General features: G+C 38.6%; 16 protein-coding genes. 11 read left to right on the top strand and 5 right to left on the bottom strand.

The features are described 5' to 3' along the window. Nucleotides 1–25: 25 nt before the first annotated feature. The 9 genes from PSH50_RS01595 to PSH50_RS01555 all read left to right on the top strand — a co-directional run bounded on the left by PSH50_RS01595 (nt 26) and on the right by PSH50_RS01555 (nt 9,349). Nucleotides 26–568, top strand: coding sequence for a M23 family metallopeptidase (locus tag PSH50_RS01595; RefSeq protein WP_248450842.1), 543 nt, complete (start codon nt 26–28; stop codon nt 566–568). A gap of 238 nt (nt 569–806) precedes the next feature. After that, nucleotides 807–1,217 (top strand): hypothetical protein, encoded by a 411-nt coding sequence (locus PSH50_RS01590; RefSeq protein ID WP_273609226.1) that lies wholly within the window; start codon nt 807–809, stop codon nt 1,215–1,217. Nucleotides 1,218–1,693: 476 nt separating this feature from the next. Further along, nucleotides 1,694–4,840, top strand: coding sequence for a PilC/PilY family type IV pilus protein (locus PSH50_RS01585; protein ID WP_273586814.1), 3,147 nt, complete (start codon nt 1,694–1,696; stop codon nt 4,838–4,840). Between the two features lie 519 nt (nt 4,841–5,359). Further along, a complete protein-coding gene (locus tag PSH50_RS01580; protein ID WP_273586815.1) occupies nt 5,360–6,016 on the top strand; it encodes a hypothetical protein in 657 nt (218 codons plus the stop codon). Next, nucleotides 6,013–6,699, top strand: coding sequence for a Crp/Fnr family transcriptional regulator (locus tag PSH50_RS01575; RefSeq protein WP_024033419.1), 687 nt, complete (start codon nt 6,013–6,015; stop codon nt 6,697–6,699). The genes PSH50_RS01580 and PSH50_RS01575 overlap by 4 nt, the downstream gene beginning before the upstream one ends. A gap of 73 nt (nt 6,700–6,772) precedes the next feature. After that, nucleotides 6,773–7,276 (top strand): DUF962 domain-containing protein, encoded by a 504-nt coding sequence (locus PSH50_RS01570; protein ID WP_273586816.1) that lies wholly within the window; start codon nt 6,773–6,775, stop codon nt 7,274–7,276. A gap of 145 nt (nt 7,277–7,421) precedes the next feature. Beyond that, nucleotides 7,422–8,213, top strand: coding sequence for an SDR family oxidoreductase (locus tag PSH50_RS01565; RefSeq protein WP_273586817.1), 792 nt, complete (start codon nt 7,422–7,424; stop codon nt 8,211–8,213). A 61-nt stretch (nt 8,214–8,274) separates the two neighbouring features. Further along, entirely contained in the window at nt 8,275–8,865 is a 591-nt protein-coding gene (locus PSH50_RS01560) for a DUF2238 domain-containing protein (RefSeq protein ID WP_273586818.1), read from the top strand. A gap of 31 nt (nt 8,866–8,896) precedes the next feature. Beyond that, nucleotides 8,897–9,349, top strand: a complete 453-nt coding sequence (locus PSH50_RS01555) for a GNAT family N-acetyltransferase (protein WP_273586819.1) — start codon at nt 8,897–8,899, stop codon at nt 9,347–9,349. A gap of 393 nt (nt 9,350–9,742) precedes the next feature. On the opposite strand, the gene PSH50_RS01550 is transcribed toward PSH50_RS01555, so the two are convergent. The 5 genes from PSH50_RS01550 to PSH50_RS01530 form a co-directional block, all read right to left on the bottom strand. Continuing rightward, the gene (locus PSH50_RS01550) at nt 9,743–10,300 is read right to left on the bottom strand and encodes a hypothetical protein (protein WP_273586820.1); all 558 of its coding nucleotides are present in this window, start codon (nt 10,298–10,300) and stop codon (nt 9,743–9,745) included. A 121-nt stretch (nt 10,301–10,421) separates the two neighbouring features. Then, nucleotides 10,422–10,772, bottom strand: coding sequence for a hypothetical protein (locus PSH50_RS01545; protein ID WP_165726919.1), 351 nt, complete (start codon nt 10,770–10,772; stop codon nt 10,422–10,424). Between the two features lie 98 nt (nt 10,773–10,870). Then, entirely contained in the window at nt 10,871–11,704 is an 834-nt protein-coding gene (locus PSH50_RS01540) for a DUF4238 domain-containing protein (protein WP_273586821.1), read from the bottom strand. Nucleotides 11,705–12,307: 603 nt separating this feature from the next. Beyond that, nucleotides 12,308–12,487, bottom strand: a complete 180-nt coding sequence (locus PSH50_RS01535; protein WP_029772742.1) for a DUF6435 family protein — start codon at nt 12,485–12,487, stop codon at nt 12,308–12,310. A 454-nt stretch (nt 12,488–12,941) separates the two neighbouring features. Continuing rightward, nucleotides 12,942–14,042 carry a PQQ-dependent sugar dehydrogenase gene (locus tag PSH50_RS01530; protein ID WP_273586869.1) on the bottom strand — a complete coding sequence of 367 codons (1,101 nt, stop codon included), beginning with the start codon at nt 14,040–14,042 and terminating at the stop codon, nt 12,942–12,944. Between the two features lie 400 nt (nt 14,043–14,442). On the opposite strand from PSH50_RS01530, the gene PSH50_RS01525 reads away from it, so the two are divergent. Together PSH50_RS01525 and PSH50_RS01520 are read left to right on the top strand one after the other, a co-directional pair. Continuing rightward, nucleotides 14,443–15,486, top strand: a complete 1,044-nt coding sequence (locus tag PSH50_RS01525; RefSeq protein WP_273586822.1) for a flavin reductase family protein — start codon at nt 14,443–14,445, stop codon at nt 15,484–15,486. Continuing rightward, entirely contained in the window at nt 15,483–16,535 is a 1,053-nt protein-coding gene (locus tag PSH50_RS01520; protein WP_121637610.1) for an acyl-CoA desaturase, read from the top strand. The genes PSH50_RS01525 and PSH50_RS01520 overlap by 4 nt, the downstream gene beginning before the upstream one ends. The last annotated feature ends 67 nt before the right edge of the window (nt 16,536–16,602 follow it).

Genomic DNA, 16,602 nt, shown 5'->3' with positions numbered 1-16,602 from the left:
TTCAGGTATTGTAATTAATAATTTAATGACTATTCACAGCAAAGGTAATGCATTGAAACTACTAAAGTGGACTTTGGGCGCAGTTATAATTTTATTAATAGTGGGTTTACTCATTCCTGAGAAGCTAGTAATTCCTGTGCAAGGCGCTACAAGTAAAGATTGGAACCACAATACGTTTTGGTATGAGCCGTGGGGGCGCTCGGGTGTGCATAAAGGAATTGATATTTTTGGCGCTAAAAACACGCCTGTGGTTGCAGCAACAAGCGGTATTGTTATTTTTTCAGGTGAACTAAACCGAGGTGGCAAAGTGGTTGCGGTATTAGGTGCAAAATGGCGAGTGCATTATTTTGCACATTTAAATGACTACCATGTAAGTGCAGGGGATGTAGTTAGCATAAACAGTCAAATTGGTTTGCTGGGTGATACCGGTAATGCTGCAGGAAAGCAACCCCATGTGCATTATTCTATATTATCGCTTATGCCTATGCCGTGGCTTTTTACAACACAAAGCCAAGGGTGGAAAAAAATGTTTTTTTTAAACCCACATAAAAAGTTGACTGCTAACTAACTCAGTTTTACTTATAAGTGGGCCGTTACAAATTAACTGCCAACGTAGTTAACTCGCCTGTTTTTGCTGTATTTTTTGAGAGTGAAAGAAACGCTATTTAAAGCAGGTATTAGACTAAAGTCTATAAGTTAGATTTTCTCACTTATTAGGTTTGTTTTTATCGTTTGTCGCTGCGCTCAGAATTATCTAAAGTTAAGTTGTCACCAACAAGCACGACTAACCAAACAGGAAGATAATCATGAAACGTACACTTTTAAAAACCATCGCTCTTGGCTCATTATTAACTTGCTCAGCTGCTGCAATGGCTGATCAAAGTGACTACAAATTAATGGTTATTGAAGATTCTGTAACAGCCGCACCAGAGTTTGAACAGCCATTTAATAGCTGTGCACTTAATGTAGAATCTAAAAACTACACAGAAGCTGAAGCCATTTGTACACAAGCAATTGCCTTATTAAAAGAAAGCAGTGGCCCACGTTTAAAAGTACGCGAACTTACATCGTTTGCATTAAGTAACCGTGGTGTAGCCCGCATGATGGCCAAAAAAGACACCGCAGGCCTTTCAGATTTATACGAAGCGTATCAAATCTCTAAAAACTCACTGGTATCTCATAATTTAACGCGTGCTAAAGAAGATTTATCGTTATAAATTTATTACTTAACACTTAAAAAGCCCCTGCGAGTTTATAACTCGCGGGGGCTTTTTAGTTTTTATTTTTGAAATTAACCAATGCGAGTTGTTAATTTTTAAGCGGGTTTAACGTGTATCCTCACTTAAATACCTATTTTACTAGGGGGTTTTAAACTTAAAATATGGTAATAACACCATTGCAAGTAAGGTTAACCGAGAATTACAGGGTTAATTGTTTTTAAAAGCGGGATATTTTACTAATGACGATGCGTATATAAAATGCTCTAAGGGTATTAAATTTCTTTATATTTGCGCCTATTTTCATTAAAGTACTTAAAATATAGCAAATTCAGTTAATATTAATCTTTGTAAATAAGTTGATGTTTAATGGCATTTAGCTGTTTTGTGCATTTTTCTAATTAAAACTAAAAATAAATAAGTAACTGCACTTTTAATGGAACTGCGTGATTTTAGCGCAGATAAAAGGATTTAAAATGAAACTTACCTTCAATCGCATTGTTGCATCTTTTTTTGCAGCAACTGTTAGCCTCTCTGTAACCGCCGAAGATATAGAACTATACGTAAACCATAACGTAGAAACCGATGAAAACCCCCGTGTTGTGATTATTTTTGATACCTCCGGAAGTATGGGAAGTAAGCTTCCTTACAATGGACCTAAAAAAATAGATGCAGCTAAAGATGCCATGACCCAACTGGTTAATGATAATAGCGCCATTGACTTTGGTTTAATGCGTTTTAATGGTAACAACGGTGGTTATATTATGGCTGGTTTAGGCTCATCACATGACACTATTTTAGGCCAAATTGAAAAGCTACCTGCTAGCGGAAACACCCCCGTTACAGAAACCTTATGGGAAGCCTACCTTTATATGACAGGCCAAACTGTTTGGTATGGACAAAATACCAATCAACGTGACTTTAGTGTAGAGACCAACGACAACCCTTTAACGCCCCCTGATTATATATCGCCGTTTAGACAGGCATATGGTTCGCAAGAGCGCTGTGATAATTCTATAAATTTAATATTAATGACCGACGGCGACCCTACTCAGGATAATAACCGTAATGACGATATTAAAGATTTATACAAGCAAAAATTTGGTTATAACCCAAGTAAAACAAGTAACAGTTATTTAGCGGTATTAGCGCAAATAATTCATGGTACACAAGACGTTGAAATAGATCTTTACGAAGACACACCGGAAGTAGCAGACACAGGCCGCGTATTTACTATTGGTTTTGGTAGTGGCATGAGTAGCAAAGGTAAAACGCTTCTTGAAAAAACCGCTGAACTAGGTGGTGGCGAGTACCTTCACGCAGATACCTCAGCAGAGCTCTCTGAAGCATTAAATAATACTATTTCTAGAATACGCGAAGTAAACGATAGCTTTTCATCGCCTACGGTTGCCAGTAATAACGTTGACCAAACCCGCAGCCGAGAAGCAATTTATTTTGCTATGTTCTACCCTGAGACCGGGGCTCGTTGGGGCGGAAATTTAAAAAAATTAGTTATGTCGGGCTCTAACATAGTTGACTCCACAGGCCGTGAGGCAATAGGTGACGACGGCTTAATTAAAGAAGACGCTCGCACGTTTTGGTTACCTTCAAATAAACCGGCCGATGGTAATTTAGTCGCACAAGGCGGCGTAAACTACTTACTTTCAAGCTTAGATTCACAAAGCCGCAAACTGTATATAGATTCGCACGGTAGTATTGTTGATTTTACCTTTGATAGAGTTAAAGAAATTTTAAATATAGTGTCAGACGCCATAGGTGGCATCATACCGGGTACTGATATTGCTATCTCGCGCAATGATATTAATTGGGCAAGAGGCATGGATGTAGATAACGAAGATAGCGATAGCTCATCAGTAGATCAGCGTGCCAATATTTTTGGTGATCCTTTGCATTCTAAGCCGGTATCTATTGATTATGGTGATGGCAACATACGTATTTTAGTGGGCACTAATGCTGGCTTTTTACACATGTTTAACGATAAAGGTAACAGCATTGAAGAGGAGTGGGCGTTTATGCCTGCTGAGCTGTTAAAAAACATACCTGCGCTTCGTACAAATCAAGCCAATACTAAAGTGTATGGTATGGATGGGCCTATTAGTGTGTTTTTTAACAATAAAAGTTTAAACAGTGACGGCTTAAATGACGGAGTAATAGATGCCACTAAAGGTGATGAAGTATGGGCATTTGCTGGTATGCGCCGTGGGGGTAAAAACTATTATGCACTTGATATTAGCTCACCAGATAAGCCAAAACAGCTTTGGAGTAAGCCTATTGTAGGCGGCTCAGATGGGTTTGAATACCTAGCTCAAACCTGGTCAAAACCACAAATAGCCTATATTAAAGCGTTTGGAGATGAGCCTTTACTGGTATTTGGTGGCGGATACGATACAAACAAAGACAACGCGATTCGTAGCGAGGATAAATCAGGCACGGGAATTTACATTGTTAAGGCTAAAACTGGCGAAAGAGTATGGGCGTTAACGCCCGAGGATAATAATTTCCAAGGTAAGCACAGTATAGCTGCTGATATAGCAACGCTTGACTCAGATTATGATGGTTACATTGACCGTTTATATGCCACCGATACGGGGGGTAATATTTGGCGTGTGGATATGCCTGGCTCTGACAAAAATAGTTTTTCTCATTACAAATTAGCAGAGCTTGGCAGTTCATTAGCAACGCAAGACCGACGCTTTTTTTACAAGCCACTAGTGGCGCGTACTATGTTTAGTAAAGTGAGCAAAACGAGCTATGGCGGTGAAGAAATAACCACACGATTAGATACGCCTTACGATGCAATCGTTATAGGAAGTGGTAATCGCTCAAATCCGCTTGCAACCAATGAGCAAGATCACCTTTACATGATTCGCGATGAACAAACCGTAACTAAAACCTTCGATTCACAAAATGCGCCAGAGCCCATAGTGCCAAGTGAATTAATGCTTATGAATGACGACCCATTTGGCAATGCACTAGATAATGTAGATGAGTTTGTAGAACTTGAAGCTGATTTAGCAGGCTTTAAAGGGTGGCGATATGAGCTAAGTAATGGTGAAAAATCATTGGCTGCAGCCACCGTGGTAGGAGGCGTAGCTTATTATACATCGTTTACACCTGCACTAGAGTCTGATAAAAATCAGTGCTCTTTAACAGGGGGCGGTGGTGCAATGTACGCTTTTCATTTGCACTATGGCACAAAAGTGTACGACCAACTTAAATTTACTACCAGCTACGATGTACCCGACACCGCTCAGTTGTATTTTGGTGAAGGCGACTCATGTATAGATGCTAATAATAATGGATTATGTGATGTGCCAACACCTGATGATGGTGACCCAGATGACGGTACCCCAGGTGGTGGCTACGAGTACGAAGAAACAATACCTGTGAGCCAAGTAAGCCAATTTTATTTAATCGGCCCGAGCCTTACTGGTGAAGGCGCAGTAAACCCAATCAAACCGCCTGAAATTAACGGACCAGGGCTAACTGTTGTTGATGGTAAAGTTAAACTTGTAAATGACAGTGATACATTAGGCTTTGGCTTTAAAACGCAGCAAACCTACATATATAAACGTGAAGAAAACGATTCTTCATCTGATTAGGTTATCCTTAGCTCAGGAGTCGCAGCGCTTTAATATTTACCGCGCATGCCTTTAAAAGGCATGCGCTAACTTTTCTAGCTAATACTAAAGAGCCCAAAGCAAACCTTGCTACGTTAAAGTGTTCTGCTGAAGAAAGCTCAACAATGTAATTTTTGCCAAAAATTCAACATGCCTCCTATCTAAAATAGATTACCTAACCAAGCGAATTTGTATTAATAAAAGCCAACATTGTTTTACGCTAAGCCAACATTTATTCGCAATTATTGTGTTTAAGTATTATAAAAAGAGGGCTTATTGTCCCTATATTGAAAATAGACATACGGGTATTAATTGGTTTATGAATTGTTCGTAAATAAACCAATTAATGTGTAAATAAATATTAAATAAGTCACTAAATAGTAAAGCAATATTTGCATAACATGGTTTAAAAAAAGATTTATAAAACTTACCATTTTTAATGGTTGCTAGTGCTTAATTTTGCCGCTATTTTAAGGTTAAGTTGTATTAGATGGAATTAGTATGAGTTTCAAATTGATCTCTTTTTGCTATTGTATTCCCGTACTCTTTTTAAATGGTTGCGATGAGGAAGTGAGTTTATTTAGTAGCAGTAAAACGCCGTCAGTGGCTAAAAACGAAAACGCTAATTTACCGGCTACTGCTATTAAGCAAAAGCACCTTGTTGTAGAAGGCCTAATAGAGGGAATTGTACCAAGTCACTGTAAACGTGGTGAAACAGCATATATAAATGCAAAAATGCAAAAGGTTATACGCAACCCAACCGCAAAAGTGACTTATACACTAAAGCCCACTGATAATATTTTGTCTGTGTGTGTGGCCAATAATAACTCAGCTATTACTTATCGTTATGGCACTGAGCAAAAAATTGGCCTAGAGTATACGGCCACTGCGGCGCAGCCATTTGGTAGCTACTATCGTCAAATAGGGAAAGTAGGCGAAAGTATTTTGTTTTTTAACAAAGGCAATTACTATTACTACATTATTAATACTGGTGGTATGGGCAGTGGTGTTTCAGTGAACGTATATAAAAATAAAACGCTTATTGCGGAGTTTTTCTCTGGTAATGAGGCGTATAACGACTTTGTTATTGCCAGTAATTTAGACTTGCCTAAGTCGTTGGCGATAGAGCTTCAACCACATATAAACACAATGCAATGAATGGATTAAGTAAAGCACATTGTAACATTATTGAACAAGGGCAGTGGTTTTCTAAGCGTGATGCACACTTAAAACAGTTTCTACTAAGCCACGCAAAAACTTTAAGCCTTAGCGCGCACCAATCTCTTTTTTTACGAGGTGATAAACACGACGGTATTTATGCTGTATTAAGTGGTGTGGTGCGTATTAGTGGGGTAAGTAATAATGGTAAAGAAGCTGTTTTAAGCTTTGTTGACGCCTCGCTGTGGTTTGGCGAAGTCACTTTATTTGACCGCGGAATGCGCACGCACGATGTTTATGCGCAAACCGATGTAACACTGTGTTTTATTGGGCAACGCGCACTTGAGCAACTGTTAAAACAATACCCGCATTATTGGCAAGACTTTGGGTTACTTCTTGCCCAAAAATTGCGAGTTATGTTTACTAGCATGGAAGATCATGCACTATTAAGTGCCGAGCAGCGCGTTGCAAAACGCTTGCTTATATTGTGTGCGCATTTAGCGCATAGTAATGGCCATACGTTTACTTTGTCTCAGCAACAATTGGCTGATATGACTTACCTTACACGGCAAACCGCCAATCAAATTCTAAAAAAATTAGCAAAGCAGCAACTCATTGAGGTCGGCTATAACAAAGTGACCATTTTAAACCAATCTGCTTTAGAGCTACTTTGTAATCAGTAAATGTCGGCTCCCCGACAGAGTGATATTTTAAAAGCCTGATATAGTGTAAAAAAACACAATAAAAGGCACACACATGAAAACTCTACAACAACAGCTTGGTACATACGGTTTGTACCATCGCTCTAAACGCAATGTTTTAACTCATTTTTTTGGTATTCCGCTTATTGTATTTGCGGTACTGTGCTTGTTAGCGCGTATTCAAATACCCATTGGCAGCCTGCTTATTGATGGCGCGCAGCTTTTTGTTTTTGCAAGCGTGGTGTATTACTTAATGCTGAGCGTATCGCTTGGCTTAATAATGGGTGTACTGTTTACCTTATTGCTTATAGCAGCACAGCCAATCGCTGCTATGGCTTTTTGGCCTTGGTTAAGTATTGGTGTGAGTGTATTTGTATTTGGCTGGGTGCTGCAGTTTATTGGCCATTATTACGAGGGTAAAAAGCCTGCGTTTGTAGATGATTTAATTGGCCTAATTATTGGCCCGTTGTATGTAACCGTTGAGCTTTTATTTTTAATGGGGCTTTATAAATCGCTAGAGCATGAAGTTAACGCCATAGCAGGCCCCACCAAGGCATAATGCTAAGCGGCTTAAATATTTAGTTATTCTAGCGTGCTAAATAAAGCATTAACCGCGTTATAAATCATATATCTGTCGCTATAAACGTTTAATACTTAACACGATTGCTATTAGCAGCGGATAAAATAATAAAGGCAAATAACCCATGCAAAATAAAAATAAAACCGTATGGATCACCGGCGCATCATCAGGTATTGGCAAAGAGCTCGCAATACAGTTTGCAGCACTGGGTGCCAAGGTTATTTTATCAGCCAGAAGCGTTGATAAACTTAACGAACTAAAACAAAGCTTACATGGCGATGGCCACATTATTGTGCCTCTTGATTTGTCATCACCTGAAGCTGTTTTAGCTCAAGTTACTGATTTAATCAGTACATTACCTGCTATCGATATTTTAATTAATAACGGTGGGGTATCGCAGCGCAGCTTATTTTTAGAAAACGAATTTAAAGTTTACCGCCAGTTGATGGAAGTTAACTATTTTGGCCTCATTGCACTTACCAAAGCGGTAGCGCCTACTATGGTTGCTAGGCGCAGAGGCTCAATCGTCTCAATTAGTAGCGTTGCGGGTAAAGTAGGCTCTAAATTTAGAACGGGCTATTCAGGCTCTAAATATGCAGTAGTGGGTTTTATGGATTGCCTGCGTGCAGAGCTTGCAGAGCATAACATTCATTGCTTAACTATTTGCCCCGGCTCTATTAAAACCGCCATTGCACATAATTCGTTAAACGAGCAAGGCATAGCGCAAAACAAGCCAGAGCACTCAATAGAAAATGGCATGGATGTAAGCCTAGCTGCTAAAAAAATGATCCTCGCAATTTATAATAAAAAAGACGAAGTGATTGTTGGCAAAGGCTTAAGCGGCTGGGCACCGACCATTAAACGGTTTTTTCCTCGCTTATTTAATCGATTAACCGCTAAAACAAACTATCGGTAGCATCGGGCGATTTAGAGATATAAAATGCTGTAAATTCAATCAATTTAGACAAGGATTCTAAATGAAGTATTTATGGCTTGGCCTGTTTTTTATTGTATTAATTTGGTCCGGAATTAACCCAAAAGATCAGTTTACTTGGCTGCTTGAAGTTATCCCCGCAATCATTGGTTTAGTGCTTCTGGCAAGCAGCTATAAGCATTTTAAACTCACCCCCATTTTATATGGCTTTATATTAGCGCATTGTATTGTGCTAATGGTTGGCGGGCATTACACCTACGCCGAAGTCCCTTGGTTTGATAATTTATTTGGCAGTGAGCGTAACAACTACGATAAAGTAGGGCACTTTTTTCAAGGGTTCGTGCCTGCATTATTAGCGCGTGAAATATTACTACGTAAAAACGTAGTAAATGGTAAAGGCTGGCTAAATGTGCTTGTTGTATCGATATGTTTAGCGTTTAGTGCTTTTTACGAACTAATAGAGTGGTGGGTTGCAGTGTTAAGCGGTGAAAACGCAGAAGCATTTTTAGGTACGCAAGGGTACGTATGGGATACTCAATCTGATATGGGAATTGCCTTACTTGGGGCTATTTGCTCGATATTGCTGCTTTCAAAAGTACACGATAAACAGTTAAAAAATGTTAAAGATTATTGATTCAAATTTTATGATTAAAAGACAATAAATTATGACTGTAAATACCCACAATTTCACGATAAGCACAGATAAAAGCAAGCTTAACTTTAACGTTATTTATAACTTTATTGCTAATAGTTATTGGGCTAAAGGAATACCTAAAAGCATTATGCAAAAAGCGATTGATAACTCAATGTGTTTTGGTGTTTACAGCGCTGATAACGAGCAAGTTGGTTTTGCCCGCGTAGTAACCGACAACGCCACTTTTGCCTATTTGGCTGATGTATTTGTTACCCCAGATTTGCGAGGTAATGGTCTGAGCAAGTTACTTATTAAAACGATAGTAGAGCACCCTGAGCTGCAAGGGCTCAGGCGCTTTTTATTAGCCACTTCTGATGCGCATGGCCTGTATGCGCAATACGGGTTTAAACCGATAGATAACCCAGCATTGCTAATGCAAATAAATCCTGCAAATGTGTATGAGGGAAATACTAAAGAGGTATAGTAAATTGGGGAAGGGCAATGTCTATGTAAGCAACTTGTATGAATAATACAAAAAACTAATAAGCCATTGACATTAAAACTGATTTTAATTTATTAGGTTGAGATGTGATGCTTTTTAAAGGTGTATGATTTCCTAGTGCAGACATATTTGTATTCATCCATTTAAGAGCGTTGGATTTTGATTGATAATAAATAACAACTGCTAATTTCTGATTTGCACAGCACTGACTTAATAATTTATTCTCAAATTCACACTCATTAAATTTCGGCTCGCATAACCTCATTCATACACATAATGCCTCATTCAGAGGCAAATAATTGTTGGCTAAAATAGCGACGCAGAAGCAAAAGCCAACTGTAATTTGACCTGCTGAAATGACTTGTTATAAGCCATTTACACCGATGTACAAATCTGTTTTTTAATATCATTGATACCGCTACTTAATAATTTATTTAAAAACTCTTGATCAGGGTAAGTTACAGGGAAAGTTGAATATTTACCCTTAGTAGAGGATTGATAGTTCTTGGTTGAGCCAGCAAAGTCGAAAGAGGCGTTAATTACTAGAACAACTTCATTTTCCATTGTAGATGAGCTAGTTAAATAGTAATTAAACTTTATATCTGATTGTGCTTTTTCTTTACCTGTTTCAGGGTAAATATCAATCAATTGGTTCTTTAGGTCTGGAGCAGAGTCCTGCGTTAGAATGTAATTGAAATCTGCACGCTTAACATTACTCATTGAAATGAACGAGCCTCCAGAAGCTACATTAGCATTAACAATATCTTCAAATTTAAATACATTCTCACCTTTTTTAGGAGAGTTTATTTCAAGGCTTGATACTGGGATTTGGCATGATGCGCTATTGGTTTGAAGTGAACTGTATTCAATATCTTTAGTTATTTGGCAACCTGCCAATAATACAGAAAAGGGTAATATAAACTTAAAATTCAAAACCGAACTCCTTTTTGGGTTATAACGCCCTAATAATGGGCAAAAATTGTAGGCTAAAATGTTGAGGAACGAAAACAGTCAACTGCTTTTTGTCCTTATTAATTAGCTTGTTAAGTTGCATTTACACACCGTAAGCTAACATAGTAGCCATTACCAGAGGCATTAAAAGTAAAACAACAAATATTACAACCTCGAGCCACTCTTTAGCCAAAGTTATAAAATACCAAAACGGATTTAGTGAGGTACTTGAGTCGAGCTTTCCGAAGTATTGTAGAAAGCCAGCGATAAAGAATGTCTCTGCACCCAATATTGCAGTGCACATAGCTACAAAAGATAGATATGGATTTTGGCGACTCATATTACTAAATATAAAGAAGAGAACGATAAATAAAACAGTTGAGATAATAAATGATTTTTTCAGGTGAGCATATTTCACTGCGACCTTATTAAATCCTTTTGGGGAAAATATCACCCGAACTCCTTTTGCAATTTAATGCCGTTTTAAGAGGCTAAAAAATAGTTGGCTAAAATTTGTGAGACACGAACAAAGCCAACTGTTTTTTGTTCCGTTTAAAGCTCTTGTATGTGTGCATAAGGCTTAGCATAGATCTCTAGAGCTTCTTTAGAGTGACCAACTACACGTTCCACTGCAGTTTCAGCAATCATTTTATTAAATTGATTGAGCATTATTTTTTCAAATTTTGAAGCTATTATTATGTCTTTTGTTAGTGGAAACGCAAACATTTCAAAGGAGAATAATTTATCTAGATCATTATATAGAACGGGATTATCAGAAGTTAAAACTAATCCCGTTGCTTCATCTGCAACATAAAAATTAAAATCTATTAAATGCTCATCTAGCATTTTGAAAGTTAGCATTGGTAATAATGAATTCTGGATTAATTTTAAAGCAGATTCTTTATGCCTTCTTTTATAAAGGTACTTAATATAACCTCTTTCATAACCCAATACAGATTTCGTAGAATCACTTGAGGCATCGTATAATTTTATCAAGTCTTCAGATATTTCCCTTGCAAGATCTCCTCTATGGGGAACTCTCCAAAATTGCAGAGCAATAATAGTTTTTATGAGTTGGTTAAACTCAACATTCTCTTTGATTTTCACATATAAACTTGGATCATTTCTTAAATCATCCATTAGCTGAAGCGCATCCGATAACTCACTCTCTATTTCACCATAGAAATCTTCAATCATCTGAGAGCGTTCATTTTTCAATTTTATAGTGTAAAGGTGATGATTATACATAATTTGTGCGGGGTGTTTTTCAGAGATGCTTCCCCATGGTTTTCTCAAAACATGTACTTGCTCATTACTTTCTTGGGAAAAACCTTTTAGATAAAACTGTGGAACAAAATGATGATCTTTCTTCATTTGAATAGACAATTGAATACTCCATTGACACATAACAGCTTTATCAGAGGACACTTTCCTCTTTTTATGAGCAATGTACGTCCTCTTAATTATTTTTAATATTAATAACAAATCCTGTAACACATTGCGAGTATTAAACTTTAAGTTAGGCTGTTCTTTTAATAATATGCAGAAAAGAAGAAAGCATCCTCATTTGCTGACTTAGGAGGAAAAACGCCTGCGCAGTAAGCAAATACAGCGCTAAAGATTTAAAATGAAAACCAAACCCCTTTTTTAAATCATTTAACCGCCACTAAAAACTGCATCGAAAATATAAGTAACCGCTTTAAGTACATTTGTTTATGCAAGCCTATTATAAAAGGTGGTTTTTGGCTGGTGGAGGCTATAAAACGAGGTGATGAATTATTTACTAAACGCGTCTTTCTACTTTTAAAACAGTACAGACACGATATTTATACCAATCGACTTAAATATTTAGCCTTTCTCGCGTGCTAAATAAAGCGTTAACTGCGTTATAAATTTCTCATGTAGAAAAACTACATGTCGAAATTTATGCCTTGTTATCACTCTATTTATCCGTCGCTATAAATGTCTAATTACTTAACACGATTGGTATTATCTGGCTTTTTTAGCTTCAAGCGCTTCTATTTCACTCCAGATTTTTTCGGCTTCTGCGCTTAACATGGCGTAGCTTTTAATGTCGCCTTTACGCTGTGCTTGCATGCCTTGCTCAAGCTTTGCATCGTACTCTTTGCGTAGTTTTTTTGTCGGGTCTGATTTAAATAGTGAAAACATGGGGCTCCTTAGTTTTATAAAAGTATTAGGGCGTGTTGATCTTTGCGGATTGAAATTTGTTCAATCTAGGGGCGATTAAATCGCGGCGCGAGGTTTGTAACCTAGTGGGCTAAGTAAAAACCGAGCAAAGCTTCCGCGTCCTGCTCACGCCCCTTACCTACATCCATGTAGGCAACAAAGAGTTTATCGCCCCTAGGCAGAACCCGAAGGGCAGCGCATGTTTGGCATTTATGCTGCGTTATCGCCTATTTATGGGGAGTAACCACACTTCATAGGCTCTGCCTTGCCTAAAAACCAAACATACTGCTGCAAATTCAACCATCAAAGATCAACGCGCCCTAGCATTACCATACGCTACAAAGAGCTAAATAGTTCTTTTAGCCGTAGGGCGTTTACCTTGTTATATAAAAACAAGGTAAACGCATTATCTGCTATGCTGCGGTTACTAACGGTTTTATTGTTCAGGCTCAAGGCGTTTAATTCCTTGTCCGTCAATGCCTAAGTAAATATAGCCATCACTGCCTTGTGCTAAGCTGCGGACGCGGCCTATCCCTTCTAAAATTTTATATTGCTTTGAAACACCTTTGTTGGATATTTCCAGTGCACTTAAAAACGAAAACTTCATAGACGATAGCAAAAGCTTGCCTTTTAATTGCGGGTACTTATCGCTGCTAACCAATAACATGTCAGAAGGGGCAATGGAGGGGGTCCAGTGCAGTACGGGCGATTGCATGCCGTCTTTTTCTTGTATGTCGGTAAACGACGTACCGCTGTAATTAACACCATAACTAACCACCGGCCAGCCATAATTAGCGCCCGCTTTAATTATGTTTAGCTCATCGCCGCCGCGTGGGCCGTGCTCATGAGACCATAAAATATTATTTTGGTTATCAAACCACATGCCTTGCGGGTTACGATGTCCGTATGACCAAATAGCGTGTTTAGCGCTTTTTTGATTTACAAACGGGTTATCTTTAGGAATACGGCCATCAGCGTGTAAGCGATAAATTTTACCGCCATCACGGGTTAAGTCTTGCGGGTTTTTATCGCGCGAGCCGCGATCGCCAATCGAAAAGTAAACATACCCTTGGTTATCAAACACAATACGGCTTCCGTAGTGCTGGCCTTTTGTGCTGTTATGCTCACCTTTATATAGTAATTGTGTGCTTAAAAGCTCAGTGCGATCGTCACTAAGCTTGGCGCGCATTAGGGCTGTATTACTGCCACTTTTAGCGCCTTGGGTACTTGAGTAAGTTATGTAAAGCCATTGGTTATTGTCTTGTCTGCTATGTAGGGCTAAATCTAGTAAACCGCCTTGCCCGTTGGCATCAATTTGTGGCAAACCCGAGAGCTTAGTTAAGTTAGATGAGTTTTTAGGCAGTAAATAAAGTGTGCCGCTTCGCTCGGTTATAAGTAAATCACCATTACTTAATGGCTCAATAGCCCAGGGGATAGTTACCCCTTTAGCTACACTGACGGCCTTTACATTGAGCGGTAACACATCAAGGTTTTTGTAATCAACAGCCGCCACCGGCGTTGAAACGAGTACAGCTATAAACGCCGTTGATAATGTTTTAGCAATCGTTTTTGTTGGTAAAAACACAGTTGTCGTCCTGTCCAATAAATAAGCAAGTAACACCTACATTAGCATGCTGCTGCAGATTTTGCTAAATGTAGCGCTTAAATAAAAACTATATATATTTCAATCATAAAGAGTTTGCCCGCAGTGCTGTATGGCTGGTTTTAATATTTTAAACAGCTATTTATTACACCTTAATTGAGGCTTTAGTACAGCACTTTAAATTAGAGGGTTGCGTAAAAATTGCGCTAAAAAACTGAATATTTACTCTAATACTATTGAAATTAATTTTTTTGGGCGTACACTTGTGCGCTGAAGTTTGAGCGTACACATGTAAGTTCAAATTCAATATTTAATATCCAAGAGATTAATAGTGATGATTACTAAAGTATTAGACCAATTTTCGAAGTGGTTTTTACACCATCAAAGCTTTGCAGGCTACATTGAGCCCATTATGCAAATGGTTAAGCCTGCGTGGCGTGCTGGTCTTTATAGAGCAAAAATAGAAGAGCTGACGCAGCACAATGGTGATTTTTTAAGTATTACCTTAAAGCCTACTCAGCACTGGCAAGCACACATTGCTGGCCAACATATTAGTTTAACTGTAGAAATAAACGGGCGTTTATTAACTCGTGTGTTTACGGTTGCCTCAAGCCCTGAGCAATTTAAAAAAACGGGGTTGGTGCGTTTATTAATTAAAACTAATGAGCAAGGGCGTTTTACAAGCCTTTTAAGCAGTGCTTTACGAGTCGGTGAGTGGTGCAATATTTCAGCACCTAGTGGCGACTTTGTTTATAAAAACACCCAAAACAATGCAACGTTTATAGCGGGCGGCTCGGGTATTACACCTATGCTTGCCATGATTAGTGAGCATTTAAAACATACCACACAAAAAGTATCGCTGATTTATTATGCCAAAGCTGCTGCACACCAATGTGTAGACGAGCTAAGCGCATTAGCAAACCAGTTTTCGCATTTTTCGTTTTTACTGCTCACACGCGAGCAATCAGATGATATTACTCGCCATGTAAATGTATGGGAAAACCCAGACATATACTGCTGTGGGCCTGCAAACTTCATGAAAACGGTGTGTGACTTTGCTAAAAAACACCATTTAAATTACTACCAAGAGGCATTTGGTTTAACGCTGCCAAGCCAAAATGACGACAGCCTGTTTAACGTACAGATTAATAGCAGCGCTCATATCGTAAATGCTAACAACGCATTGTTAGCACAGTTTGAGGAAAAACAATTACCGGTTAAACGCGGGTGTGGCATTGGTATTTGCCACCAGTGCCAGTGCATTAAAAAGTCAGGCGTGGTGCGTAATTTAAAAACTGGTGAGTTGAGTGATAACGGCGAGCAGTTAATTCAACTGTGTGTAAGTCAACCTGTTAGCGACTTGGAGTTACAGCTATGAAAAACATAAACTTTGATCAGTTAGCCCACGATTTAGATAGCATAAAAATGGATACGCTAGGCAAAGTAGGGCAACAAGATGCAAACTACATTCGCTCGGTCGTTAAAAAGCAGCGGCTATGTGAGTGGAGTGGCCGTATTTTACTTATGCTGGGCTTTATTCAGCCATTACTTTGGGTTGCGGGTGTACTGTTATTAGCGCTGGCAAAAATTTTAGACAACATGGAAATTGGCCACAATGTTATGCACGGCCAATACGATTGGATGAACGATAAGCAGCTTAACTCGCAGCATTATGAATGGGATATTGCTTGCGATGGGCAAAGTTGGCATCGCGTACATAACTTTGAGCACCACACCTATACTAATATTATTGGTAAAGACAGAGACTTTGGTTATGGTTTATTGCGTTTAAGCAATGATTTTAAATGGCGTTTAAAAAATGTATGGCAGTTTATTACGTATATTAATTTAAGTGTGCTGTTTCAGTGGGGGGTGTCTTATCACGAGCTGGCAGCGGAACGCGTGTTTATTGGTAAAAAGAAAGAAAACCGCGAAGGGGGTGTATCGCATTCTACCCTAAAACAGCGCTTTTTTAGTAAAGGTGCGCGCCAATTAATAAAAGATTATGTGATATTTCCTTTACTGGCAGGCCCTTTGTTTTTATGGGTATTAGCAGGCAACTTACTGGCAAATTTAATCCGTAATTTATGGACCTCAACCATTATTTTTTGTGGCCACTTTACCGAGGACACCGAAACCTTTAAACAAGAAGACTGCGTAAACGAAACGCAAGGGCAGTGGTATTACCGCCAAGTTTTAGGCTCATCTAATATTACAGGCCCGCATTGGTTTCATGTTTTAACTGGGCATTTAAGTTGCCAAATTGAGCATCACTTATTTCCAGATATGCCGTCCTCTCGCTATCAAGAAGTGGCACCGCAAGTGCAAGCCGTTATGCAAAAACACGGTATTGATTATCATACAGGTGGTTTTTTTAAACAGTATAGCTCGGTATTAAAACGTATTATTAGGTACTCGTTTAAATAAATAATGTGCCTTTAAAAAGCCGATTAATGAAGGTGCATTAATCGGCTTTTTTGTATGTGCTTAGCAA

The organism is Pseudoalteromonas sp. Angola-7, from assembly GCF_028599255.1.
Lineage (GTDB): Bacteria > Pseudomonadota > Gammaproteobacteria > Enterobacterales > Alteromonadaceae > Pseudoalteromonas > Pseudoalteromonas atlantica.
The sequence above is the reverse complement of the archived record's forward strand: the minus strand, read 5'-3'. Positions and strand labels throughout refer to the sequence as shown.

Excerpts from the sequence above, each read along its gene's own strand:
- PSH50_RS01595 (WP_248450842.1), top strand. The coding sequence starts at position 26 with ATGACTATTCACAGCAAAGGTAATGCATTGAAACTACTAAAGTGGACT.
- PSH50_RS01590 (WP_273609226.1), top strand. The coding sequence starts at position 807 with ATGAAACGTACACTTTTAAAAACCATCGCTCTTGGCTCATTATTAACT.
- PSH50_RS01585 (WP_273586814.1), top strand. The coding sequence starts at position 1,694 with ATGAAACTTACCTTCAATCGCATTGTTGCATCTTTTTTTGCAGCAACT.
- PSH50_RS01580 (WP_273586815.1), top strand. The coding sequence starts at position 5,360 with ATGAGTTTCAAATTGATCTCTTTTTGCTATTGTATTCCCGTACTCTTT.
- PSH50_RS01575 (WP_024033419.1), top strand. The coding sequence starts at position 6,013 with ATGAATGGATTAAGTAAAGCACATTGTAACATTATTGAACAAGGGCAG.
- PSH50_RS01570 (WP_273586816.1), top strand. The coding sequence starts at position 6,773 with ATGAAAACTCTACAACAACAGCTTGGTACATACGGTTTGTACCATCGC.
- PSH50_RS01565 (WP_273586817.1), top strand. The coding sequence starts at position 7,422 with ATGCAAAATAAAAATAAAACCGTATGGATCACCGGCGCATCATCAGGT.
- PSH50_RS01560 (WP_273586818.1), top strand. The coding sequence starts at position 8,275 with ATGAAGTATTTATGGCTTGGCCTGTTTTTTATTGTATTAATTTGGTCC.
- PSH50_RS01555 (WP_273586819.1), top strand. The coding sequence starts at position 8,897 with ATGACTGTAAATACCCACAATTTCACGATAAGCACAGATAAAAGCAAG.
- PSH50_RS01535 (WP_029772742.1), bottom strand. The coding sequence starts at position 12,487 with ATGTTTTCACTATTTAAATCAGACCCGACAAAAAAACTACGCAAAGAG.
- PSH50_RS01525 (WP_273586822.1), top strand. The coding sequence starts at position 14,443 with ATGATTACTAAAGTATTAGACCAATTTTCGAAGTGGTTTTTACACCAT.
- PSH50_RS01520 (WP_121637610.1), top strand. The coding sequence starts at position 15,483 with ATGAAAAACATAAACTTTGATCAGTTAGCCCACGATTTAGATAGCATA.